Here is a 23,990-nt window from a genome sequence, read left to right on the forward strand (position 1 = left end):
CTTTGTCCTTCCTGTTAAATATCCAGCTCTGCATCGGTTGCATGCTCATAAATAAATGCTTTCCGCGGCGGAACCTCGGTTCCCATCAGTACTTCCGTCACATCGGAGGCCATACGGGCATCCTCGATCTCCACACGCTTCAAAAGTCTCGTCTCCGGATTCAGTGTCGTCTCCCAGAGCTGCTCCGGGTCCATCTCGCCAAGACCTTTGTAGCGCTGCAGCGTAAATTTTTCTTTGTGTGTCTTTCTGTATTTTTCCAGTGCTTTGTCGTCGTACAGATACTCTTCTTTTCCGCGGGACGGCATTGCCTTGTAAAGAGGCGGCATCGCGATATAGACATGTCCCTCGTAGATCAGCTCCGGCATGAAACGGTAGAACAGTGTCAGCAGCAGCGTTGAAATATGCGCACCGTCGACATCGGCATCTGCCATGATGATAATTTTATCGTAACGGAGCTTTGTGATATCGAAGTCGTTGCCGTAACCCTCGGAAAAGCCGCAGCCGAATGCATTGATCATGGATTTGATCTCGGCATTTGCCAGAACTTTATCAATAGAAGCCTTCTCTACGTTCAGAATCTTACCGCGGATCGGCAGAATTGCCTGGAAATTACGGTCACGCGCCGTCTTTGCGGAACCGCCCGCAGAATCTCCCTCGACGATAAAGATCTCGCACAGCGACGGGTCCTTTTTCTCGCAGTTTGCCAGTTTGCCGTTCGTATCAAACGAATATTTCTGCTTGGTCAGCATATTCGTCTTGGCTTTTTCTTCGCTTCTGCGGATTTTGGCAGATCGCTCAGCGCAGGCAAGAACATTTTTCAGCACTTCGAGATTGCGGTCGAAATACAGCGGAATCTCCTCGCCCGTTACTTTTCCGGCGGCCTTTGCCGCATCCGGGTTGTCCAGCTTCGTTTTTGTCTGACCCTCGAACCGCGGATCCGGGTGCTTGATCGAAATAACAGCGGTCATACCGTTTCGGATATCCGATCCCGTAAAGTTATTGTCTTTTTCTTTTAAGACACCGATCTCTCTGGCATAGCTGTTCATAATCGTCGTAAAGGTCGATTTGAAACCGGAAATATGGGTACCGCCCTCAGCGTTGTAGATATTATTACAGAAGCCGAGCACGTTTTCCTGGAATTCGTTGATATACTGGAACGCACATTCTACGGTAATGCCCTCAGATTCCCCTTTGAAATAAATCGGATCGTGGATTGCCTCTTTATTCTTATTCAGATCGCGCACAAAACCAACAATGCCGTCCGGCTCGTGATACGTCAGGTGCTCCTCTTTTCCATCGCGCAGATCGGAAAAATAAATGGTAAGCGCCGGGTTCAGATATGCAGTCTCATGAAGACGGCTTTTGACCTCTGTTGCGGAAAAACGTGTTTTCTCAAAGATTTCCGGATCCGGCAGGAAGTTGATGCGGGTTCCGCTGTTCTTCGTTTTTCCGATCTTCGGCAGCAGCCCATCCTCATCGAGTTCCTGTACGGCAACACCTCGTTCGTAGCGGTCGTGATAAACCCAGCCGCCGAGGCTGACCTGTACGTCAAGATAGGTAGAAAGCGCATTGACAACCGAAGAACCGACACCGTGCAGACCGCCGCTTGTCTTGTACGCATTGTTGTCGAATTTACCGCCGGCGTGCAGGGTTGTAAAAACGAGACGCTCCGCCGGAACGCCTTTTTCATGCATGCCGACCGGGATTCCGCGGCCGTTGTCGGTCACGGTCGCCGAGCCGTCTGCTTCAAGTGTTACGTGAATGGTGTCGCAGTAGCCCGCAAGATGCTCGTCCACCGCATTGTCTACAATTTCATAAATCAGATGATTCAGGCCTTTCCGCGAGGTACTTCCGATATACATACCAGGGCGCTTACGCACTGCTTCGAGACCTTCCAGCACGGAAATACTGCTGGCATCATACGTTTCTTTTTTTGGCATAACTGTTCTATCCTCACTTATGTGTTACTGTCTTTTTCTCTTAAAAATACTTCTGTCTGTCCCATTTTGGGGGCACAGTATTTTATTATATCATTTTTCTTCCCGGAATAGCAAGATTTTCTTTAGAAGAAAGAATCTCCTAAAAATTTCAACCTTTTTTTCGACAAAATTTTAATATCGGCATTTTGTACAAAACATATGTACTTTTATTGTATATTCTGTTTCTACCGCTCTTTTTGTAAGCAATCCAATAATGCTGTACCGTTTCCAGCCAGCCATTAAACCATTTTAATAGATTAACTGATTCTTTTAAGTTCTTCATCAAATAACTGCCCTGCTGATTTATACCCATGTATGCGCCTTGGATACTTATTTATCCACTCTTCCACTGCCTGTATTTCTTCCTCTGTCCGTCCGTCAAAATTTGTACCCTTTGGAACTCGGCGGCGTACCATTTTATTTGTTACCTCATTTGTGCCACGCTCCCAACTGCTGTATGGGTGGCAATAATACATTTTTGTTCTTTTCCCCTCGCCTATCGCTGAACGCTCCAACTCTGCACAATATGCAAATTCTGTACCGTTGTCTACTGTGATAGTCTTAAATACCGTCTTAAACATTTTGCCCCAGCGTTTCTCTAATCTGTCAACTGCTGCCACTACTGCCTCTGCACTATGATCTGGCAATTTAAAAATAATCTCTGCTCGTGTCTTTCGCTCTGTGAGTGTCAGCAATGTATTTTTCGATTTTCCACGCTGTCCTATTACGCTGTCCATTTCCCAATGTCCGAACTCTTCCCGGTTGTTTATTGCTTCTGGTCTATTCTCTATGCTTTCCCCTGCTTCTGCCCTTTTCTGTTTCTTTACCTTATTATACTTGCGTTTTTTGTTCTTCTTTACTGGCAAGTCCTTATTTGTTACTTTTAAAAAGATTCCCTTATCAATATAGTTGTATACCGTAGTGGTGCATATTCTGGTTTGAAATTCTCCCCAGCGTCCCTCTGCTGTCAGTTCCCCTATGATTGCGTCCGGGCTGTAATCTTCATTTATTATTTTGTCCTCTATGTAATTTGCCAGCTTAATATCATTTCCTATCTTTAATTTCGTTCCTCGCACTTTTAAATTTTCCTCATACTTCCGTTGTGCAAGGTCTGCGCTGTATCTCATTTCTCTTGTATAATCACTGTTCAAATGTTCATATTGTCCACGCTTCAGCTCGTTATAAATTGTACTGCGGTGTACATGCAAAATTTCTGCGATCTCCACAACCTTATGCCCTGCATTGTACAAGGCTTCTAATCTGATTCTATCATTGTGCTTTAATTGTCTGCTACCCTTTTGATTTGCCATGTTCCCGCCCTCTTTCGTAAAACAAGCCGCAGGCGTTGTTGTCCTGCGGCTCTCTGTGTGCTTTTCGTTATTTGCCCTGCAATATTTTTTCTACTATCAGCTTTTCAATATAATGCGGGCAACTCCGTACCCCATTCTCCCAGTTTGTCAGCGTTCTATATGGTATCTCTAACCATTCCGATACCTCTCGCCTGCTCATGCCCTGCTGTTTGCGTGCCTCTTCAACCGTCATTTTGTCTGTTTCCTTACGCTCCATATCCATTTTCTCTCATTTCATTTATAATTGTTTCATTATATCCTTTTCCGTAGTATCTAAAAATAACGCTTCCATCTTCAAAGAAAACCCAATCACAATTTGTATCATTCTTAATTCTTGCAATAGCTTCTTTTTTTAAAGAACCCGGCATAAATTTCACAAAATATTTAACAGCTTCGTTCATTGATTTGAAATTAAAACTTTCTCCACCATCTTCCTCTTGGCAGATTGCAATATAATCATTTTTTGTGTATCCCTTTACTGCTTTCATTTCATTTACACCTCTTGCCTTTTATTTTTTTCCTGCTATAATCTAATTAAGCACTTGGGGCGGTTAGCAGGATTGTTTAGGTATCCGCCCCTCGTGTGTTCCCTTTATTCTATTTTATTTTCTTACTTCTTCAAGAATCTTTTCTATATGTTCTACTGTATGTGTTTCCCCGTTTGTTCTTGCTACTTCTCTAATTGATACCAACATTGCTATTAAATCGGCTTTGCTCATTTCTTCGTTCTCCATTTTTTAACTCCTTTCCCGCTGTTCCCTTGCTACAATTATATTATATACCCATTGAGTACATTTGTCAATTATTTTTTACTCATTGGGTGTATTTTTTTTATAAAGAAAAACACCATAACTATTGTTACAGTGTCCCGCTTTCGTCTGTCAGCCATTCCATGCTCACGCCCAACGCTTTAGAAAATATTTTCAATTCGTAATCTGTTACAATTCTTGTACCCCGCTCTATCCGACTTATTGAATCTCTTTCTATTGTAACCCCAGCTACCTGCATACGTGCTGCTAAATCACTTTGTGTAATTCTGTTTTTCGCTCTTGCCAATCTTATGCGCTCCCCACATAAATTATCTTTCCCTTTGTATGCGTATATTTTCATTCAGTACGCCCCTATCGTCTTTGTGTTAATAATCAGAATTTTTCTTGACTTTACCACATTTCAAAAGCATAATTGTGTTAAAGGTCAGCATGACTATAATTTTCAAACGAAAGAGGGTATTTACTATGTTCATTTCTATCGGTATTGATGAAAACGGGAAACCTTTTGTTACTACGTCTGATAAATCAGAAAAACCCAGCCGCCCAAATAAAGGGCACAGCCTCATTGCCGCACCAGATACTTATACGGTAATCGACATTGAAACAACCGGGCTGGACTCCCGTTATTGTGAAATCATCGAACTATCCGCACTGCGCTACTCAAACGGTTCTTTAGTTGATTCTTTTACTACTCTTGTTAAACCCACCGAACCTATTGACAGCTTTATAACTGAACTGACCGGGATAACAAACGATCTGGTTGCTGATGCTCCCGCCATTTCCGATGCAATTAAATTTTTCTATGATTTTGTCGGTTCTGATATCCTTGTAGGCTATAACGTAAATTTCGATATCAATTTTATTTATGACGTATTGCAGGATACGCACAGTATTGATTTTACCAATTCTTTTGTTGATGTAATGCGCTTTGCAAGGAAACTGCTGCCGGAACTGAAAAACCATAAACTAGAAACGGTTGCCGCCCATTATAAAGTTTCTTCCCCGGCGCACCGCTCCTATGCTGATTGTGAAGCCTGCAACGCCTGCTATCAAGCATTGCTTTCTGATGCAGTTTCACAATATGGGGACTTTGACGGCTTTAAGGCTTCTTATTCCAGCCACCAACTACACGCAAAAGATATTACGGCAACTACAGATAATTTTGATATCAGCCACCCGCTTTACGGCAAGCTTTGTGTATTCACTGGCACATTAGAAAAGATGCAGCGTAAAGATGCCATGCAACTTGTGGTAAACCTCGGCGGGCAGTGTGGGGATAACGTCACAGCCAAAACAAATTATTTAATTCTCGGCAATAATGATTTTTGCAGTCTCATAAAAGACGGTAAAAGCAATAAACAGAAAAAGGCTGAATCACTTATTTTAAAAGGCAAGGACATACAGATTTTATCTGAAAACGTATTTTATGATCTGGTTTTAAATCAGTAGGCAAAAAGGGTAACGGCTCACACCGCTACCCTTTCTTTTATCCTCTCATTGTTTCTAACGCTTTTTCAATATTGCTATCGCTCAATAATTCATTGCATCGTTTCTGCTGTGCTTCTCCTGTGGCTTCTACATCGTATGCCGGGCACTCGTCACAGCCTTTATTGTGCCCGCTACATATTACCAACGCCGCCAAAACTCTGCCCGCTGTTTGTGCGTCCATATTATGCTCTTTTCAGATAATCGCTATGGCAGTATCCCGTTACGTTTCCGCAGGCAACATACAGCCATTTTGCACCTGTCCCCTTTTCTTTGTTGTAATATCCGTAACAATGTACTTTGCCACCCTCTGCGATAGTTCCATAGTCCGCTTTTGTTTTTCCTGCTCCTGCTCTCATGTGCAATTTGTCCGCTGTAACAACATATGCACCCGCCAGCGTCTTATCAAAACACAACGCTGATTCTGGTTTCTGCGTCTGCTTTAATCCACTGCTGCCGCTGGTACTGGTACTGTTGTTTTTGCTGTTGGCGGTATATGTATAATACTTATTGTTTGTATTCGATGTATAAGCATAGCCGCAAGATGCGCCCGCCCATACAATCTTATACCAGCCATTTGCCAACACCTCCAGCACTTCTACTTTTGTGCCCGCTTTAATCGAACTGTATACAGTATTGCTCTTTACTTCTGCTACGCTTCTGATGTTCATATCGCATTTTGCAACCGCTGTACCAATTCCTTTGCCAGAATAGTTGTTATTTCCGGCGTATCCGCCAATCCCGGCTTTTGCAAGCGTCTGTGCTGCGTATGTTCCATTTGTCAGCCCGCATACGGTGTGTGAGCTTTCTTTTACATAGATTGCACCTCTTACACAGTAATTTTCATTTTTCAGAAATGCACTGTCTGTAATGATTTTGTAGCCCGCAGCCTCTAATGCGTTACGCATGGTTGCTGTAGTCCACCCATTACTGCCATGCGTTACGCCTGCTGCGCCAGATGCAACGGCGCACACGTTCTGGAACTCGCTACAGTCCGTATTGCACAGCCCTACTTTTGACAAATCATAATTTACTTTCTTTGCCTCTGTGTTCAGCGTGTTTCTATCGCCCTGTCCGTATCCGATATTGTTATTTGCACAGCCTGCCTCTACCGCTTTTGCGTGCTTCTCTCTTACGTTTGCGTCCGGGTGGATTGCTATAAAATCCCATGTTTTACTATAAAAGTTTCTTACACATACCTCTTTTCCCGTCTGATCTCCCTTTTTTCCGTTAATAGTTCCGTTCTCGCTGATGCTTGCGTGTCCAATCAATACGCTCATATAGTTTTATCCTCATTCTTTCTATTCAGCGTCTTTTGTGATTCCTGCCAGTAGTTCCCTTATCTTTTGTACAGTTTCCATGATTTGCTTATAAAGGTTGTCATATCCAAACATTGCCGCATAGCATACCAAAAAGCCCAGCGCAATAGCTGCTACCCAGTAATACCACAACATTGCAATATTAAAATACTGTGCAAATGCTGCTACGGTAATCAATGTAGAGGCAATGGCTACAATCATTACCCACACCTGCACCGGGAACTTGTCCCACGCAACAACCTTTTTTGTGATTGCCACAATAATATTTACCCACAGTGTCAAAACCATTACAGCAATCAATGCTGCCGCTACATAAAAAAGTACTTTTTCCATTTTCTCTATTCCTTTCCGTTTTCTTTTTCTTCTGTGTCATTCATGCCACCCATTAACTGCGGGTACTCCTGCGTTATCTTGTCATAAAGAAGCAACCCACCCAACAAAAGCGGTACGCCCCACCATATAATTGCCGTCATAATGGAAATAATAAATACAACCGTTATGTACAAGCTGAATGGTTCGTTTTCATCTTCTATCGGATATTCCGGGTATAATTCCTGTTCCTTGGCATCTGCCTTTGCCGCCCACATAAAAAAAGCAAATAAACCAATAAAAGTAATGATTGCACCTATAAGGTACACAATTCCTATAACTCTGATATTTTCCATGATAAAGCCCATATTACCACCTTACCCCTCTGCGTTATCGTCTGTTTCTTCCTGCGGCGTTTGCTTACTGGTAACAATCTTGCAGGCGTTTTCTATTCCTGCTTTAATCAGATATCCACCAACAACTACCCGGAATGTTTCGTTTGATTCTGTAATCAGTGTTGTTATTGCCGCTGTGTTTCCTATGAACTGTAGCTCTCGCCAACATAAAACCATTGCGAACACAAACGACACAATGTATAAGAGTGTTACCGTCCACACCACTTTTTTACTGAACTCCCACAGCCAGCTTACCGCCGCCTGTGGTGTCACTCTTCTACGCCGCTTTCTCCTGCGATATGTCATTTACTGCTAATGTATCCTTTCTGTTTCTAAATTACCGTCTGATAATGGCAGTTGCATAAATCTTTCATGCATTGCGTGTGCTACATCATTGCCGCCCAGCTTTTCATAGGCTTTATATGCTGATGTTTCAGCCTGCTTTGCCCATGCCGGGGCTTCTTTGCGTTCCTCATACTTTAGGCAAATATCTATGATTTGCTGCCGCAAAAGTGCCTGCAAACCCTCACGCACTGCCTTGTTTTCTTCTCTTTCTTCCTTATGCTGCTGTTTCTCTTTTTTATAAAGTGCAATAAGAATTGCATACGCTCCGGCAAATAACCATGCTACCCAGTTTGCCGTAATGTAAGTTATTACCTGTTCTACCATTTTCTCTGTGTTTCTCCTATGCCTCGTATTTTTCGCCTGTAATCTGCTCGTACTGTTCCTCTGTAATCCCTCTGCCCTTTACCTTACGCTCAATGCGTACCCAGCCTTTTAATGTTGCCTTTGTGATATAGCCTTTATCGTATTTCTTTTTCAGTTCTTCGTACATGTCTGTGCCACCTTTCTACTGCTCCATTAACATTTCAAGTGTGATCTGCGTTTCTGTCTGCTGCATCTGCAATGCGGAAATTTCCTGCATGATTGCCTCTGTAGTTGGGCTTAATAACTCTGCCTGCTGGCTCTCATACTCTTCTTTATCCTGCATACATTCTTCATATACCCACTTTTCTCCTGCCATGCTTTCCTCATTTTCATTACTCATGGGTACTTTTTCAATATTGCGCCTCTTATATACAAGGTGCGGGCTGCTTGTTATATCCAGCTCTTTTGGTTTCTCTTCTGCGGTGCTTTCTGCTGCGTACCATTCCATTGCGTTCATTCTCCTTTCTTGCGTGCTTTGAAACCAGCGTTTTTAGCACTTTCACTTTTACATATGGTTTTATGTATCTTTCGTAATATGCGTAAGTGTCACTATGCCAAATCCAGCCCAGCCTAGAAAGTAAACTACCTGCATCTACCCACGTAATCTTTTCTTTTCGCTTTACCCGGTTGACCTTGCCACGTATGCCCTGTAATATGCTCTTTCGTATCGTTGTTCTGTCTCTATAAAATTTGAACCCCATAAAATCCAACGGTCTGCCTCTGCGCTTGCCTTTTCTGTCTACATAGTCAAAACGGAATACCTGCCAGTTTTTCTTTATTTGTAATCCCAGCTCTTCCGTTATGAATTTCTCAATTTGCAGCCTCGCTTTATGCAGTTCCTTTTTATTGTTTCCGAATATAACCATATCGTCCATATACCGTATGTAATGCTTTACATGTAACTGCTCCATGATAAAGTGATCTAGTGGCTGCAAATAAAAATTACCGAACCACTGTGACGGGTAATAGCCTAACGGCAACCCCGGTTTATGGCTGTCTATGATAATAAATAATTTCTTTAGTAACTCTCTATCTCTGATTTTCCGTTTTAGTGCTTTCTTTAATCTTCTGTGCGGCACACTCTCAAAGAAATGCCGTATATCCAGCTTATATATGTACTTGCAGTTTCTGCTATCCTCTCTTATCCACCGTTCTACAGTTCTTTTTCCTCTGTGTACACCTTTTCCCGGTATACTCCCGTACACATGGTAATACATGCCTCTCATTGCTATCGGCACAAATACCCGCATTACGGAATGGTGCGCCATTTGCTCATACATATATTGTGGCTTTACTATCTTTCGTGTTTTCTTGCAGGAATTTTCCTGTATGATTTTTGTTTTATGTCTTTTCGGTGCAAATGTATTGTTCTTTAATCTTTTATCCAGCTCTTTTCTGTAGTGTTCTACATTCGCTTTTACTATCTGCGCCTGTTCTTTCTTGCTCTTTCCTTTTGATGCATTGTATATATCTTTTATTTGTTCTTCTGGTATATACAGTTGTTCGCTTACGCCGTTAAAACTAATCATTCTTATTCTCTTTCTTATCGCCTTGCAGTAGTTCGCCACGCTATGCAACTAATGGCTTCGCCCCGGCTACCATACTGCACCTTTTGCGGCTGTATTTTCACTTTCAGCGGTATTTCAACCGCCAGCGGTGTAGGAATTTCCGGGGCATTTGGTTAATCTTCCATAATTTGATAAGAATGACCGGGCGCAATGTTCCAGTTCGCATTGCCAGCGGTGTTGTTCAAGTTCACGTAAGCCCCGCAATTCAGCCCGTTGTTGCAGTTGCCGCCCACAAGAGGCACAGCCACGCCCCGGAAATCCCCTATTATATTCTCTCTACCGTTAATTTTTCGTATGTTGTACTTTCCTGCGGGGGAGAAATCCCCCGTTCCCCCTTTACTGCTTACGCAGCATTAGGCATTTTGCAAGAAAGACCGGGCGCAATGTACCAGTACGCAGCGCCAGCGGCGTAGTACAAGCCCACGCAAGCCCCGCAATACAGCCCGTAGCCGCAGCGGCCGCCCACAAGAGGCACAGCCACAATGCCTGTATTCAACCAAAAGTAATCACACAGATATGTTGAGCTGCTGCCTGTATATGTTACCGGGAAACGTCCCGCTTTCGTCATAACGGTATCTTTCATGTAGCCGCCAACGCTACCACTTACTCCGTAATCTGCAAAATCTAGCACTTTTTCAAATCCTGCACCAGTTAAATTACAATCTCCATATGACTGCACTTTCACAACGCCTTTATCACAAACCATTTGACAGATACGCTCCCACTGATCGCCCCACATTGCCTCTGTATGGAATACCTTAATCTGTTTATTTCCGGCATTATATCCGTAAAACTGCCCTTTATCGTCCATACTGCCTGTGGCAAGTACTCCGTAATACTTCGTTGAATCATTCACATAACCGCTCATGTTTCCATTGCCGTATGCTTCCTGTAAATCCTCTGATTTTGCCATAATCTTTAACAGTGCAATAATATAATTCCATTCCCACCAGCTTGTATGCTCCCATACATCGCCGTTTGCTTTAATGTATGTACGTTCCTGCGTTGCATTTTTGCTTGCCATTGGCTGCTGCCCACTTAATGACCTTGCTACATTATTTAATAATGCAGGTGTGTAGATTCTGCGGTAGAATCCCTCTCTGATAACTCCGTCTGGTGCTGTTCTGTGGTATGCGTTGTACCCGTCATCGTATTTTACATTACTCCAAATGATGTATTCGTCTGTAGCCGTTTCGTACTGGCACAGCCAGCCGCCCTTAAATGCTGCCATTGCATTACCCGCATAATCCACGTTTGCCACATCGCTTGCCGTTGTTCCGTCTGCCTTTAATGAGTAATCTGTTGCCAGTAACTTGTAGTCCTCTGTGCCGTCAAACTTAACCATGCAAGGGTAGTTATTCTTTACAAATTCCACATTGCCCCAGCTACCATAGTTAAAAACACCGTCTGTATAGTTCATCGCCGCAGGGGTCATGCCTACAGCGTCATATAGGTACGTTACCCGGCTTTTCTTTCCGCTGTCGCTCTTGCTGATTTTGATACCATAACGTACCGCTTTCTTATGTTCCCCGCCGCTTTCCTCTAATGCTGCCAGAATTGCATTTGTATTTGCGTGCGTACTGTCCAATGTTTCTTTATCCGCTAAATAAATTCTTGCCATGCTCTGCTCCTTATACTGATTCTAAATACACCATGCCGCCGTTAATCCCTATTGTGTATGTAATGCCCGTTGTGCTGTCCGTCATACTGTTAATTCCCTTTGCCATATTCTCACAGGCTGCCGCCGCTTTATTTGCCGCTACGGCTGCATTATTGGCGGCTGCTGCCTTTGTGTTCGCCTCGCTGGTTGCTGTCTGTGCGTTCTGTGTTGCTGTTACTGTATTGGCTTTGGCTTCATTTGCCGCTGCTGCTGCATCATTCGCTGCCTTGGCTGCGCTGTTCCCGGCTGCGGCTGCTGCATTTCCCGCTTTCGCTGCACTATTGGCTGCTGTGGTCGCTTCGTTTGCTGCCTTGGCTGCACTGTTGGCGGCTTCTGCTGCCGCTGTTGCATCTTTCTTTGTCTGTGCTACACTGTTTGCTGCATTATTTGCCGCCTCTGCTGCATCATTCGCTGCCTTGGCTGCGCTGTTCCCGGCTGCGGCTGCTGCATTTCCCGCTTTTGCTGCGCTATTGGCTGCTGCTGTTGCTGTATTGGCATCTGCTGCCGCCTGTTCTGCACTCTTGGTTGCATTTATTGCCTTATCTGTCTGCTGATTCATTGCAATAATGCTTTCTGCCATATCCAAAAACTCATTATCACTTATCAGCCCATTTTCCTTGTACACCGTTGGTGTAATCTTCGTGTAATACGTTGCGCTTCGTAATACGGCTGTTCCGTTGTATAAAACAATTTCCCCGCGCCCAGTGCCGGAAACTGCCAGCATCTGCTCTGTATATGTCACTGTAATAGCATTCCCGTTGATTGTGGCATTGTTCAATACAAATTTGCCGTCTGGCTTGTAATACTTAATTTTTGCTGTTGTCCCGGCTGGTATGGTAAACTCTTTCTTATTCTCCAACAGTGTAACTTCCACTATCCGGCTTTCTTTCTCCCCAGCTTTTGCCACGACATACTCAAAAGGTGCGCTGCCGTCAAGCTCAATCTGTATTCTCTGTACATTCTGTAACGCCATGTGCTACTCCTTTCTGCTCAATGTATTAAGCAAATCCTTATTTGCACAGCCCCGGATATCCGCAAGCACTGCCGTTACAATCAGATCTGTTAAATATGCTGGCAGTCCATAGGCTGCCTGTACCTGCAAAATTGCCATTGTCATATCTTCATGCGCTCGGCTCGCAAGTACTCCTATTGGCTCTGTCTGTTCCTCTTTTGGTTCATCTGGTAACGGCTGCTCTACATGTTCCTCTGTTACCTGCTGCATTTCTTCCTGTTCTTTACTCATTGCACATTCTCCTTTATTCTTCATTCAGTGCCATTAAAACCGCTTCTGTAAAATTAAACGTATCTGTCTGTGCTTTGTTTTCGCTTTCTTGTATTGGTGCAGGTGCTTCTTGCATTTTCAATGGCAATGGTGCTGTTTCTTCTGTAATTTCTTCTCGTTCTTCGCTCATATTCTTCTCTCCTTATGTCGGTATGCTTGTTATTAAACCGTTCTTTATGTATACGTTTCCGTAAGTCCAGCCGATACCGCCGTTATTATCAGTTTTATGAATTCCCAACACAACCGGTAATGTTCCAGTGAATGTTGTATATCCATTTGCGTTACAATTCCGTAAATCTACTCCGTCCAATATCCAGCCATGCCCATACATATTGCACCCCAGATGTAAGCCCACTTGTGTAAATATGCTGTTCGCCCTCGAATAACATAATATGGCTGTATAACTGCTTGCCCCCTCTGTAGGTTTTTGTGCCCATGCCATATACTTTCCTTGCGTTTCTAAATCAAATACAAGCCCTTTATGTGCATTATTATCTGCCCACTGGTTTGTGCCAATTTTTCCAACATAATAATTATCTCGGTAAAAATGGTTTCCTTGTTCATCAAATACGGCACGTTTTTTAGAGGCACTTACACCATAATCATAAATTGCAATTTCTCCTGCGTTAATCTGCACATATTTTGAGCTGTTATTAAATGCAACAATGACATTGTTGTAATACTGCGTAATATAGCTGCCTACGTTTCCCTTTGTTACGCAGCTTGTGATATTATTTGCATTTACTTTAATAGAGGCTCTTAATTCGTCCTCTATTCCTTTTGCTCGGCTGACCTCTTGCGTAATAGAATCGCTGTTTATTTTTAACTGCGCTTCTGTGTAAACTGACATCTGCCCCAGCACTTCTACATCTTTTACATATACCGCTGCCCCTTGCGTATAGGCATACAAATATAAATACCTTGTGCTGGTGCTTTCTGGTAATGTTACCTCTCTTTCTACGGTTGTCCATTCTGTGCTTTTCAGTAATCCGTATGCCGTTGTCTGTGTGGAATAAAAAGTACACTGTACTCTTGCGTTGCTTTCGCTCCCGCTTGCCGCTGCTGCCTTATACCGTACTCTATACGTTCCGGCTGGCAATACGCCAATCTTGCACCGTATGTATGATTGTGTGCTGGAAGTTTTTGAAATCTTGGCGCATACCCCCAGCGTGCTATCCGTAATAACCTCATTATTTTCACTGCTCGTATACCATTCATCTGTAAAACCGTCCTTGAAATCTCCACCTGCTACATAATTGTGCATGTTATGCTCTTCAATAGTTTTGCATAGCAATGTAATTTCTGATGCTGTGCTTTCAATTTTTGCCGTCATTTCCTTTGTGACGGTTTCGCCCACACTGTTTGCTTTCTCTGCTGCATAGGCATTTGCTGCTGCCTCTATTGCAATAGAAACGGCTGTTTGATACTCCGTAACCGCACTGCCATACTCGCTGTATGCTGTTCGGTATGTTTCCATGTTTTTTTCAATCTCTTCTTTTGTTTCAGAATTTATAACGTTGTTGATTGCTGTAACCAGCACATTGTATTTGGCAGTATTGGCAGTTCCAAATACAGCAAGCCACGCTTTATGCATTGCATTCAATTCCGCAGACGGCACATAATCATTATCAAATAACTCTTCGTGTTTTGCGTCTGCCTCTTCTTTTTCTTTCACAATGATCTGCAACATTTTCTGTATGGCAGCCTTTTCAGATTCCGTTATTATCCCGTCTGCTACTGTTGTTTCCAGTTCATTGTTGATATCGTCAATAGCGTTATTTACGTCTTGAATTTCTTTGTTGGTACTTTCCTGTAACCCATTCGCATACTGCTTTGCGCTGTTTAATGCTGCCTCTGCTGCATCTGTTGCGTGTTTAGTTACTTTGTTCCTGTACTCAACATCTAACGCCTCTGCATACACTGTCCCAGCTTTTAATATTGCCCCGGTTAATTCCCCGGCGGTAATAAAATCTGCTACTATCTGACCGTCTGCGGTTATTGCTGTCGTGAACTCTCCATTTACTCCCGTACTGCTGTGCCCCAGTCCGGCAAGATTCCAACGCCATACGTTTTTAGCTTTTGACATATCCGGCGTATCAAGTATAAATATTTCCTGCGGGTTCTTTTCCGGGTGTAATACCACATAACCACCGCTGTTGCCAGTGATTGCCGCAGTCACATTTTTAATGGTGTTCTCAATCTGCTTTTTGATTTGCTCCGCTCTTGTCTGATTCTTTACTATCAGCTCCTGTGCTTCTTTCTGTGCCGCTGTAATAGTCTTTGTCAGATTTGTGCGGCTTTCTCCAATTTCCAGAGAATTGTACCGCTCTTTTATGCTGTCATATTTTACTTTCGTAATCTTGGCTTTTACATTGATATCAAGCGGCAATATTTTTACCGTCACAATATCGCATAGCTTTACGCTTTCAAAAGCCTTTATGTTTTTATAATCTTTAGTTTTGTTCAATGACGCAAAAGACAAGGTAATATTTATTTTAGGCTCTGTACTTAATTTGCCCAAATACTCTTTTGCCTTTGCCCGCAGCATGTCCGTAGTAATAATTGTTCCGCTTTCCCATTCCCCGGATAAATCTACAATCTCACAGCGCAGCGTTGCATATTTGTTTGCGTTCTCGTGCTGTAACACCTTTTCCGGCAATGTTATGTACGTTTCCTGCTCTGCCCCGTCTGCGGTATATTTTGCATACGGAAAAATTACTGTTATAACATCTGCAATATTCTTTTCCTGCTTTGCATCTATTAAATTCTTGCCGTACTCGATCGTTACGCCATTATCTGCACCCCTTGCTTTTAAAAGTTCTACTCTGTAATTGTCGTAGTGATACTCGCCGCCCCATACGTCCAATAAGCTACCCTCTGTGCCGCCCATAACGTTTCTGACGCTTACAGCCCCGTCTATGCTGGTGCTGTTGGTTGTGGTAATATCACTTGCACAGGTAAACTCATGTGGCAATATCGCTGCATCCAGCAACTCATGCAATGCCCGCTCCCCGTTTACATCTTTTACGGTAAAACAGTCTACCGGGTTGCCGTTCAGCTCATAACTGATATGTTCCCCGTACCATGTTGTATTTTCTCCTACAGCTTTCGTATGGTTGTAAATGCGGAAAAGCTGCGGGTTATCTTCATCATTTGCCTTTGCTTTTATGATTGCGTCATTCTCTAAGTATTTCGCCAAATGTCCTTTTGTCGGATACGTCAACGCAAGCTCATATGTGCCGTTTCTTTCCTCGGTTACAATGCAGCTTACCGCATCTGTTAAAAACCCTATTCCATTTGTCGTAAAATCTTTTTCTAAGGCATCGTATAGAATCGGTATCAAAGTCTGCACCACCTCGGTATAATTTCCACTTTTGTTACATTGCCAGCCCAGCTTATGTTATTTGCTCCTGCTGCCAGCTTCGGGAAAAGTGTAGTAACCATTTTACTGTTTTGTAGCAGATCGCCTTTATATGCGTTCATTATTTCGCCGTCAATCTCAATGTATTCGTTCACATCTTTAAAGGTATGTGCCCGGTTATTGATATACAGCGTAATGCCACCACTTCCCGTTATTTTTATATACGGCGTTGCCGTAAATCCCTCTGTGTTGTATATGGTTGCTGCTTTCGTTAAGGTTATTGTCTTATCCCCATTCAGCCGCCTTTCATATGCTTTGCACATGAATGTTATTTCTATCTCTCCCAGTAACCGCTTTGCCAGTTCTGACACGCTGGCATTACTGTTTATATACGCCAGCCTATAGCGTTCTGTATTGTAAGTGTCGTACAGCCTGCTATACTCTATTCCCGGCGCATACAGCCACATATAAATGCTGTGTGCCAGTTCTTCTAAGCTCCTGCCCTGTGTCGCATCTACACAGCATGTATATTTTTGCTCGTAATCTTTAAATCTCTGATTGTCCAGCGTGTCTATTCTATTGTCCTGTATCAAGATGCCCCTTGCTGGCACTTCTACGGTTTCAATCTCCGGCTCTGCTGCTGAATCGGCGGCACTCTGCCCTGTAATAAATAACCCCATATCCAACGAATTTATGCCGTTATAGGTAAAGCTATTTGCACTTTCAAAATATTCACTACGCATATGCCGCCTCTTCCCTTTCTTTTATTTGGTCTGCAATTTCCAATATTTCCTCTGTAAGTTCTCTTATGTCCTGTTCCCTGTTGTTGTAAAAATTCTCAATTTTCAATTGAATTTCATTTGTTGTACTGCCGCCCTGTTTACCGTTTACGGTATCCATTGCGGTATTTCTCGCCGTTGGTGTCAATGGTGTTACAATCGTCTGACCGTTTACCATTTGTATTAACTCTGGTCCCGCCTCTGCAACCATTGCCGCACCATTCTGTAATACACCACCATGTGCCAGCCTTGGCAGGCTTAAATATCCCAGCCCGCCTATGTTTACGCCCGGTATCTTATTGATTAAACCGATTGCCCCGTTAATCAGCCCTATTGCACTGTTAATAGTTCTTTCAATCGTGCTTATTACTCCGTTGATTCCGGCACGTACTGCCCCGCTGATTGCATTTGATATTGCAGTGCCCAAATTAGAAAACGTGCTTTTGATTCTGTCCCATAAGCCGCTGAAAAAGCTGCCCCAGTTTGCAAATACCTGTTTTACAGCCTCCCACGCTGCACTAAATGTTGTCCTAAAGAAATTTCCTACTGCACTGAATATTGTTTTTACACTGTTCCATGCTGTGCTGAAGAAATTAGCAAAACCAGCCCAAATGCTTTTAATTCCGTTCCATGCGTCACTGAAATTCCCCGTTAATACATCTTTTACTACTGAAAAGATTGTTTTAATACCGTTCCATACCGCTTGGAAATACGCTACTACAACGTCCCATACTGCATTTATGACTTCCCACGCCGTACTAAAGAACGCCCCCAGCACTTCCGCTACTACAGAAAATACAATTTTTATATTTTCCCAAATTGTAGTAAAGTACATTACCGCAACGTCCCAAACGGTTTTAATCAGCTCCCACGCAACCGAAAAGAAGCCGCTTAGCACTTCGCCAACTACAGAAAATACAGTTTTTATTGCTTCCCACAAAATCATAAAATACGGTGCTACCAAATCCCACACTGCTTTTATGATCTCCCATGTGTTGCTAAAAATCTGTGCAATATCTGCCATGATCTGCTGAATTACGCCCCATATCATTTCTATGTACGGCTGTATAAATCCCCATATCTCCTGTATTTTGTCCCATACTGCGCTTATAAATTCTTTGATTGCATCAATGGCATTTCCCACAAAATCTTTGATTGCAGAAAAAATACCGTCAACTATCTCTCTGAACCATTCACACTTGTTATATAAGACAACCAACGCCGCCACCAATGCAGCTATTGCTATCACTACTATCATTACGGGATTCGCTGCCATTACTGCATTTACTGCTGCAATCGCAGGCTGTAACATCTTGCATACGTTTATTATGCTCGATATCGCCCCCGCCACCTTGCTTATAATCAATAGTGCCGGGGCTAAAGCTGCCACAACTGCCATAATAATAGCAATCGTTTCTTTCTGCCCATCTGACAAATTTCTAAACCAGTCCGTGAAGTTCTTTACTGCACTTGTTACTTTTTCAATGGCAGGCTTCAATGCTGATAACGCTGTGCCTGCCAAATCACTGCCCGCAAGTTTCAGATTATTCAGCGTTGTTTTCGCTTCGTCCCATGGGTCTAATGTTGCCTCATAGGTATCCTGTACTACGTTCCCGTAATCGTCCAACGATGCACCCAAATCGTCTAAACTCAACTTACCCTCTCGGATAGCCTGCGCCATTTCCGCAAAACCTTTAGAGCCAAACGTTTCCTGTGCTATAGATAGCGCCTCTGTTTCTGTGCTGGCGTTTTTGATTCTGTCAATCGTCTTTTGCAGTGCTTCATTTGTACTTAATCCCTCTGCGGTATAATTCTTAACAGACTTTTTCAAGCCTGCCATTGCTGTTGTTGCATCTACACCGTTATTTTCAAATGCTGCCAGTAAATTTACACTTTCTGTAATCCCTAACCCCATTTCTTTTAGGGTGCTGCCGTTCTGCATCAACGAATTTTCCAATGTATCCATTGATAACCCGGTGTCCTGTCCTGTCTTTGTCAAAAGTCCCAGTACATTGCCTGCCTGTGATGCATCAACATTGAATTTATTTAAAATCGTATCAACATTATCTATTGATGTATTGAGGTCTGTATCATTGATTTCTGAAAACTCTATAAACTGCTGTGACAGTTTTTCAAGTTCTTCCCCTGTGAGCTGGAAACGTGTATTTACTTCTCCGATTGCCGTACCTGCTGTTTCTGCGTCAATCGGTAAATTTGTAAATATATTTTCCATGCTGCCTTGCAGACTTTCCAGTGCTTCGCCTGTTGCGCCTGTTTTTGTTATTACAATGTCATAGCCGTTATCTATGTCCATTGCCGCCGCATACGATGCAGCCCCAACTGCTGCCGCTCCTGCGGACAACGGGGCTAATGCTTTTGCTGCTGCTCCTGCTTTATTGCTCACAGTGTCCAGTGCATTTGCTGCTGCATCAATCTTGCTTACTTTTTCTGCGGTATCGTCCGCTGCATCTGCCACGCCCTCAAGCTCTTTGTTGCTTTCCTGCGCCTGCTGCTCCAAATCTCCCAGTTTGATTTCCGTTGATGCAATTTCTCTTTGCAGTGCCCGGTACTGTTCCTCGCTTACCTCTCCGTTTTCAAACTGTTCCTGTACCTGTTTTTCCGCTTCTTTCAGCGTATCCAGCTTTTCTTTTGTGCTGCCTATAGCTTCTTTCAGAATCTTTTGTTTTTGTGCCAAAAGTTCTGTATTTGAGGGATCTAGTTTTAATAGCTTGTCTACTTCCCTCAATTCTTTCTGTAAAGAACTGCATGAGCTGTTTACCCCAGAAAGTGCTTTGGATAGTTTGGTAGTATCGCCGCCAATTTCTATGGTAATGCCTTTAATATTTCCTGCTGCCATGCTACCGCTCTCCTTTCCGCATCTTTTCCCGCAGTTTCTTCCTATCCGGCTTTGTCTGTTCCATTCTCCAGCAATTATCTAAGTACTCTCTGCCCTCTTTCGTCTGCATGAGCTTATGTATATTTGCCTCTCGCATAAAATATAAATACAAATCTATTGGCATTTCCTGCACATCAAATATTGTGATGTTCAGATAGTCAATTACCAGCTTTTCCCCTTTTGTATTTAATCTATAATGCACCTCGTCCCCGCTGCCGCCGCCCGGATAATACGGCATTTTTAATTTGGGTTATTCTTAATCGAATTGACAAAATCGCCATAATCGTTAATGTATGCCACGATTTCCTCAATGTCGTACTCTTCGCTTTCCAAATACTCTGCTGTAATCCGCTCCCCGTTTTTATTGTTAGATAAGATTTCCGCCATAAGTGACAACATTGTTTTATATACTTCTTTGCCGTCCACTTCCTCTTCGTCCAGATCACTGATTTCCTGCATCTTTTCAAATGTGCTTTTCTTTGGCATGTTTACAATTACTACTTTGCCGTCTTTCAGTGTCGTTGTATAAAAACTTCGTTTCATTTTTCCAAAATTAAAGCTTTTGTTCGCCATGCTTTACTCTCCTTTTTTAGCTGCGGGAAGTGCCCCGCAGCTTTTTCTTTACACTTCTGCAACGATATCCTCGTCAAAAATCAATAATGTGCCGTCTTTATCCAATGGGTGCGCCTTAAACTGCGGCTCGATTGTGCTTTCTGCATCTTTGGCAAATGTAAAGCTAAAGCCTGCCTCATTTCTTCCCACAATCGTTACTCTGATATTGCCGTCCTCACTATCTTCGTGTAAGAATCTAATGAGGTATTTTTTATTGTTCTGGTTTTTGATTCCACCGATTTTTACAGTTCTCTTTTTGGCTGTTTCGGTTACTCTCGCTGTTGCACACAATTTTTCAAGTGTCTTTGCACACCATGTAAGCAACCCTGCCTTTAACGTCACATCTTCACTGGTTAAAACCGTTTTCTGTACAACGCCCAAATCGTCCTTTGCCGTATATGTTTCTGCGGTATACTCCAACGATGCACCACCCTTGATATGTGCAAGCTGGTTTGTGTCTGTTTCAATTGCTGTATCTTCCGGGATTTCCCCGGTAAAAACCATACAATACAGTTTTCCACTGCCTAAAATAATTCTTTCGCTGTCCATATCCTTATCCTTTCTTTCTCACTTTCTCGTAAATTGTAAATTCGTATGCGGTCTGTACCATGTCCTCACTTTCAATCGTATCTTGGTACTTTGTGTAATCCACATCAAATAATACTTTTTCTTCAATTTCTTTCTCTAAACTGCCGTCTGCCACTTTGTCTGTGTACAGTTCCAGTGCTGCGTGTATCTCATGTAACAAAATTCTTTCATCACTTCCACGCCCTACTACCTGCGGTACGATATACACAAGATATGGCGGCACTGGTAACGGGTTCTCTTTCGTTTCTCGGAACGCATCTTTTGCAAGTGGTAGCCCCATTACTTTTGCCCTGTCAATTATTGTTTCTAATTTCACTGCTGCACCGCCTTTTCTATACGTTCCTGTAATTCTGTTATCATTTTTTCCTCTACAGGCTTAATATGTACGCTTGGTTTTACACGCCCGCCATTTCGGCTTGCGTGTCCATATTCCAGCAAATGTGTAATTTGATAATCCGTTTTGTTGAACACAGTATTTCTTTTGGTGCGGGTATCTGCATGGGTCTGTTTTTTTCTCCAACCTCTTCTATAACTTCCTGTCAGCTTTGGGCTGCTCTGTTTCAGTTCGTCCACGCCCTCTTGTGCCACATCATCAACTATCGTTTTTATTTCGTCCGCTACGTTCTGGTCGTACTCTATAAGCCCGGCTGCAATCTCTGTTGCAAGGTCTTTTATATCTACTTCTTTGCTCAACGTCTGCCCACCCGCTTTTCTGCATACAATTCTGTCTTTTCTTCGTTCTTCCGTTTGTATGTTCGGTATACCGTCAGTCTCTGCCCGTTGTACTCAATCTCTGTTTGATTGCTGTACTCAAAACTCCATACCAAAAACTTGTATTGCGGCTTTATGTCCTTTTGCCCTACTGCCTCAAACTCACTTTGCGTAATACTCTCAACGTCACAGAATATAATAGTTTTCTCTACCTCGCTGTCATTGATCTGCTCACATAACGTAATTTCTTCCTGCATCTTATCCCTCTTTTGTGTTGTAATCTCCGGCAAGACACAGCGACATTTTCAACGCCTCATAACTCTGCCTGTATCTATCTGCTGCATTTTGGAAATTAAACTCTGCTTTCACAAACAACGTAACGGCTCTGATAATAAGCGCATCATTTTCATTGATATTTACCACGCCTGCAAGCTGTAAATCCAACTTGCAGGCTGCAATGCTGTTGTTTATGTCCTGTTCAATCACTGCGGATTTGCTTAAAATCCTCATGCTGCTTTTTATGGTATCTGTTAATATTGTTTCCATAAAACCGCCTCTACTTTGTGATTTTCGCCACTCCTGCTGCCACTAAAACCTCTGCGCGTTCTGCTGTTACAACAAATTCTTTGCCCGGTCTAAATGTCTGCTGCGCCTGTTTATCTTTGTAGGTTTCAATAACCGTTACTCTCACACCGTCTTTTTCTGTGTCCGTTTCGGACACTTCCGGCGTTGGCGTTTCCTGTTCTGCTTCTCCCAGTACTTCCGGCTGCTGCGGCTCTCCCTGCTGCGTTTCTCCCTCTTCCGACTCTTCTGCATCTACTGCCGCAATTCTCTTTGCAAGCTCTTCTTTCGTTCCGCTGTCACTCAACCCCAGCTCATTTGCAAGTTTCTGTAAATCTTCCTTTTTCCGCTTTTCAAGCTCTTTTACATCAAAATGTGCCATATTGTGCCTCTCTTTCCTTATACCGACTTAACGCCCTTTTTCACTAAGATAATGCCGTTTGCATCGGCTACCTTGCCGTCCACAACCATTAAGCACTTGTTTTTGATTTTGTTGTTATCGTGGTCTGTCCACTTCACTACCTGCATTTCCATGTTGGTATTGATAACGTAATCAGAGAAACTCATAAATACCGCAATTACATCGCCCTCGTTTGCATCGTCCCAGCTCGGTAATACATCGTCCTCTACAGTTTCCACGTTCTTACCCATGAAACGGTATGTTTCCTCTCCGTTCACTCCATAATTTGTACGTCCAATCGGCTGCCCGTTCTTATCTTCCATGCCGTCAATGCCTGTATCAAACGTGGACTGATTCATAACAAAACTGCCGTTTCTGTACGCCTTTTTCATTTTTCCTTTTACTTTGTGCCAGCCGTTCCAGCTCTCATACTCTTCCTGTGTCAGCGTAACAACCGTTGTTACCCTGCTGTCCTTTGTGACACCCAGCGGCTGCCCCTCTCCTGTACCATTGAAAATTGCAATCTCAATAGCCTTTACCATTGCCTCTGTTGCCATAGGTACAAACAGATCAGTAAACATTTTCAGAGTAACAACATTGGCTAAAATGCTCTGTGAAATTTTGCACTCTAAGCCGTAATAGTTGAATGTTACAGAAGTTTTTGCAGATGCTTTCTGGTCATCGCTGCTCTTTTCCTCTGCAATCCAGTGTGCCGTAGGTTTTAAATCTGCAATCGGAATGGATACACCGCCCTGTACGTTAATCTTGCGTACTTTTGCGTAAATGCTGCCGTAGCTTTCCAGCTTTGTAATAATCTCATTCATAATAGAGGTTGGAATTACTGCGCCGCTGTCTGCTGTCGTAGTATTTTCTGCCGCTCTATACTCCTGCGGAATAACCACGCCCCTGCACACATAATTCATAAATGCTTTTCTGTATGCTACAGTGTCGTACTTATCCTCTGGCTCTGTTGCTGCTGCACCCGTTCCACCTGCTCCTGCAAAGTTTCTGAATGTCGTAGGTTCTGTGCCTGCTCCGCCTGTAGGCTCTCCCGCAGCAATTCTTGCAAGTAAATTCTTGCGTTTTTCTGCTGCCGCCTGCAATGAGGTTCTTTCTTCCTGTAATGCTGTTACCTCTGCGTCAAGTGCTGTCATTTCTTCGTCTGTAAGCTCTGCCGCTCTGGTGTTCAGCTCTTCTCTGATTTCTGCTAATCTTGCCTCAATTTCTTTTAATCTCATGCTCTGTTTTTCTCCTTTTC

Annotated in this window: 31 protein-coding genes and 1 pseudogene; 1 reads left to right on the top strand and 31 read right to left on the bottom strand. The window is 43.1% G+C overall.

Annotated elements, in window-relative coordinates; genetic code table 11:
* Positions 1 to 14 precede the first annotated feature (14 nt).
* From DWX00_RS01680 to DWX00_RS01700, 6 genes are all read right to left on the bottom strand, one after another.
* The gene (locus DWX00_RS01680) at positions 15 to 1,940 is read right to left on the bottom strand and encodes a DNA gyrase/topoisomerase IV subunit B (RefSeq protein WP_117805360.1); all 1,926 of its coding nucleotides are present in this window, start codon (positions 1,938 to 1,940) and stop codon (positions 15 to 17) included.
* Positions 1,941 to 2,236: 296 nt separating this feature from the next.
* Positions 2,237 to 3,289, bottom strand: a complete 1,053-nt coding sequence (locus DWX00_RS01685) for an IS30 family transposase (RefSeq protein WP_118594542.1) — start codon at positions 3,287 to 3,289, stop codon at positions 2,237 to 2,239.
* A 67-nt stretch (positions 3,290 to 3,356) separates the two neighbouring features.
* Positions 3,357 to 3,545, bottom strand: a complete 189-nt coding sequence (locus tag DWX00_RS01690) for a helix-turn-helix domain-containing protein (RefSeq protein WP_243037918.1) — start codon at positions 3,543 to 3,545, stop codon at positions 3,357 to 3,359.
* The gene (locus DWX00_RS01695) at positions 3,535 to 3,816 is read right to left on the bottom strand and encodes a hypothetical protein (RefSeq protein ID WP_054751096.1); all 282 of its coding nucleotides are present in this window, start codon (positions 3,814 to 3,816) and stop codon (positions 3,535 to 3,537) included. The genes DWX00_RS01690 and DWX00_RS01695 overlap by 11 nt, the downstream gene beginning before the upstream one ends.
* 114 nt (positions 3,817 to 3,930) lie before the next feature.
* A complete protein-coding gene (locus DWX00_RS20275) occupies positions 3,931 to 4,062 on the bottom strand; it encodes a hypothetical protein (protein WP_268874316.1) in 132 nt (43 codons plus the stop codon).
* Positions 4,063 to 4,186: 124 nt separating this feature from the next.
* The gene (locus DWX00_RS01700) at positions 4,187 to 4,438 is read right to left on the bottom strand and encodes a helix-turn-helix domain-containing protein (RefSeq protein WP_022400534.1); all 252 of its coding nucleotides are present in this window, start codon (positions 4,436 to 4,438) and stop codon (positions 4,187 to 4,189) included.
* A gap of 125 nt (positions 4,439 to 4,563) precedes the next feature.
* On the opposite strand from DWX00_RS01700, the gene DWX00_RS01705 reads away from it, so the two are divergent.
* Positions 4,564 to 5,547 (top strand): exonuclease domain-containing protein, encoded by a 984-nt coding sequence (locus DWX00_RS01705; RefSeq protein ID WP_022400535.1) that lies wholly within the window; start codon positions 4,564 to 4,566, stop codon positions 5,545 to 5,547.
* 37 nt (positions 5,548 to 5,584) lie between these two features.
* Here the strand turns inward: DWX00_RS01705 and DWX00_RS01710 are convergent, their stop codons facing one another.
* From DWX00_RS01710 to DWX00_RS01825, 25 genes and pseudogenes are all read right to left on the bottom strand, one after another.
* Positions 5,585 to 5,767, bottom strand: coding sequence for a hypothetical protein (locus tag DWX00_RS01710; RefSeq protein WP_054751093.1), 183 nt, complete (start codon positions 5,765 to 5,767; stop codon positions 5,585 to 5,587).
* Position 5,768: 1 nt separating this feature from the next.
* Positions 5,769 to 6,863 carry a hypothetical protein gene (locus tag DWX00_RS01715; protein ID WP_118594544.1) on the bottom strand — a complete coding sequence of 365 codons (1,095 nt, stop codon included), beginning with the start codon at positions 6,861 to 6,863 and terminating at the stop codon, positions 5,769 to 5,771.
* A 21-nt stretch (positions 6,864 to 6,884) separates the two neighbouring features.
* Positions 6,885 to 7,235, bottom strand: a complete 351-nt coding sequence (locus DWX00_RS01720; RefSeq protein WP_054751091.1) for a hypothetical protein — start codon at positions 7,233 to 7,235, stop codon at positions 6,885 to 6,887.
* Positions 7,236 to 7,240: 5 nt separating this feature from the next.
* On the bottom strand, positions 7,241 to 7,579 hold the full coding sequence (locus DWX00_RS01725; RefSeq protein WP_118316685.1) for a hypothetical protein: 339 nt from the start codon (positions 7,577 to 7,579) through the stop codon (positions 7,241 to 7,243).
* A 9-nt stretch (positions 7,580 to 7,588) separates the two neighbouring features.
* Entirely contained in the window at positions 7,589 to 7,879 is a 291-nt protein-coding gene (locus DWX00_RS01730; RefSeq protein ID WP_071144326.1) for a hypothetical protein, read from the bottom strand.
* A gap of 39 nt (positions 7,880 to 7,918) precedes the next feature.
* The gene (locus tag DWX00_RS01735; protein ID WP_054751088.1) at positions 7,919 to 8,275 is read right to left on the bottom strand and encodes a hypothetical protein; all 357 of its coding nucleotides are present in this window, start codon (positions 8,273 to 8,275) and stop codon (positions 7,919 to 7,921) included.
* A gap of 16 nt (positions 8,276 to 8,291) precedes the next feature.
* On the bottom strand, positions 8,292 to 8,441 hold the full coding sequence (locus DWX00_RS01740; protein WP_083382825.1) for an XkdX family protein: 150 nt from the start codon (positions 8,439 to 8,441) through the stop codon (positions 8,292 to 8,294).
* Positions 8,442 to 8,456: 15 nt separating this feature from the next.
* Positions 8,457 to 8,654, bottom strand: coding sequence for a hypothetical protein (locus DWX00_RS19535; protein WP_054751087.1), 198 nt, complete (start codon positions 8,652 to 8,654; stop codon positions 8,457 to 8,459).
* 25 nt (positions 8,655 to 8,679) lie between these two features.
* Positions 8,680 to 9,843 carry an RNA-directed DNA polymerase gene (locus DWX00_RS01750; protein WP_118594545.1) on the bottom strand — a complete coding sequence of 388 codons (1,164 nt, stop codon included), beginning with the start codon at positions 9,841 to 9,843 and terminating at the stop codon, positions 8,680 to 8,682.
* Between the two features lie 382 nt (positions 9,844 to 10,225).
* Complete coding sequence (locus DWX00_RS01755; protein WP_118594546.1) at positions 10,226 to 11,503, bottom strand: hypothetical protein; 1,278 nt, start codon at positions 11,501 to 11,503, stop codon at positions 10,226 to 10,228.
* Between the two features lie 10 nt (positions 11,504 to 11,513).
* The gene (locus tag DWX00_RS01760) at positions 11,514 to 12,515 is read right to left on the bottom strand and encodes a BppU family phage baseplate upper protein (RefSeq protein ID WP_118594547.1); all 1,002 of its coding nucleotides are present in this window, start codon (positions 12,513 to 12,515) and stop codon (positions 11,514 to 11,516) included.
* A gap of 3 nt (positions 12,516 to 12,518) precedes the next feature.
* The gene (locus DWX00_RS01765) at positions 12,519 to 12,785 is read right to left on the bottom strand and encodes a hypothetical protein (RefSeq protein ID WP_118594548.1); all 267 of its coding nucleotides are present in this window, start codon (positions 12,783 to 12,785) and stop codon (positions 12,519 to 12,521) included.
* Positions 12,786 to 12,798: 13 nt separating this feature from the next.
* The gene (locus DWX00_RS19540) at positions 12,799 to 12,954 is read right to left on the bottom strand and encodes a hypothetical protein (protein ID WP_158578728.1); all 156 of its coding nucleotides are present in this window, start codon (positions 12,952 to 12,954) and stop codon (positions 12,799 to 12,801) included.
* A gap of 12 nt (positions 12,955 to 12,966) precedes the next feature.
* Positions 12,967 to 16,179 (bottom strand): phage tail spike protein, encoded by a 3,213-nt coding sequence (locus DWX00_RS01770; RefSeq protein ID WP_118594549.1) that lies wholly within the window; start codon positions 16,177 to 16,179, stop codon positions 12,967 to 12,969.
* The gene (locus tag DWX00_RS01775) at positions 16,164 to 16,928 is read right to left on the bottom strand and encodes a hypothetical protein (RefSeq protein WP_118594550.1); all 765 of its coding nucleotides are present in this window, start codon (positions 16,926 to 16,928) and stop codon (positions 16,164 to 16,166) included. The genes DWX00_RS01770 and DWX00_RS01775 overlap by 16 nt, the downstream gene beginning before the upstream one ends.
* A complete protein-coding gene (locus DWX00_RS01780; RefSeq protein ID WP_118594551.1) occupies positions 16,921 to 19,821 on the bottom strand; it encodes a phage tail tape measure protein in 2,901 nt (966 codons plus the stop codon). Before DWX00_RS01780 ends, DWX00_RS01775 begins: the two co-directional genes overlap by 8 nt.
* Position 19,822: 1 nt before the next feature.
* On the bottom strand, positions 19,823 to 20,098 hold the full coding sequence (locus DWX00_RS01785) for a hypothetical protein (protein WP_118594552.1): 276 nt from the start codon (positions 20,096 to 20,098) through the stop codon (positions 19,823 to 19,825).
* Positions 20,099 to 20,100: 2 nt separating this feature from the next.
* Positions 20,101 to 20,433: a hypothetical protein gene (locus DWX00_RS01790; RefSeq protein ID WP_054751073.1), complete on the bottom strand. Its 333-nt coding sequence runs from the start codon at positions 20,431 to 20,433 to the stop codon at positions 20,101 to 20,103.
* A gap of 48 nt (positions 20,434 to 20,481) precedes the next feature.
* Positions 20,482 to 21,021 (bottom strand): hypothetical protein, encoded by a 540-nt coding sequence (locus tag DWX00_RS01795; protein WP_118594553.1) that lies wholly within the window; start codon positions 21,019 to 21,021, stop codon positions 20,482 to 20,484.
* Between the two features lie 4 nt (positions 21,022 to 21,025).
* A complete protein-coding gene (locus tag DWX00_RS01800) occupies positions 21,026 to 21,376 on the bottom strand; it encodes a hypothetical protein (RefSeq protein WP_118594554.1) in 351 nt (116 codons plus the stop codon).
* Positions 21,373 to 21,753 (bottom strand): HK97 gp10 family phage protein, encoded by a 381-nt coding sequence (locus tag DWX00_RS01805; RefSeq protein WP_243037922.1) that lies wholly within the window; start codon positions 21,751 to 21,753, stop codon positions 21,373 to 21,375. Before DWX00_RS01805 ends, DWX00_RS01800 begins: the two co-directional genes overlap by 4 nt.
* Positions 21,750 to 22,028, bottom strand: a complete 279-nt coding sequence (locus DWX00_RS01810; RefSeq protein ID WP_118594555.1) for a phage head closure protein — start codon at positions 22,026 to 22,028, stop codon at positions 21,750 to 21,752. The genes DWX00_RS01805 and DWX00_RS01810 overlap by 4 nt, the downstream gene beginning before the upstream one ends.
* Before the next feature lies 1 nt (position 22,029).
* Positions 22,030 to 22,317 carry a phage head-tail connector protein gene (locus DWX00_RS01815; RefSeq protein WP_118594556.1) on the bottom strand — a complete coding sequence of 96 codons (288 nt, stop codon included), beginning with the start codon at positions 22,315 to 22,317 and terminating at the stop codon, positions 22,030 to 22,032.
* Positions 22,318 to 22,603: 286 nt separating this feature from the next.
* Positions 22,604 to 22,714: pseudogene (locus DWX00_RS20675) on the bottom strand (hypothetical protein); the annotation flags it as partial.
* Positions 22,715 to 22,731: 17 nt separating this feature from the next.
* Positions 22,732 to 23,970, bottom strand: coding sequence for a phage major capsid protein (locus tag DWX00_RS01825; RefSeq protein ID WP_118594558.1), 1,239 nt, complete (start codon positions 23,968 to 23,970; stop codon positions 22,732 to 22,734).
* Between the last annotated feature and the right edge of the window lie 20 nt (positions 23,971 to 23,990).

This window comes from Blautia sp. AF17-9LB (assembly GCF_003479185.1).
GTDB lineage: Bacteria > Bacillota > Clostridia > Lachnospirales > Lachnospiraceae > Fusicatenibacter > Fusicatenibacter saccharivorans.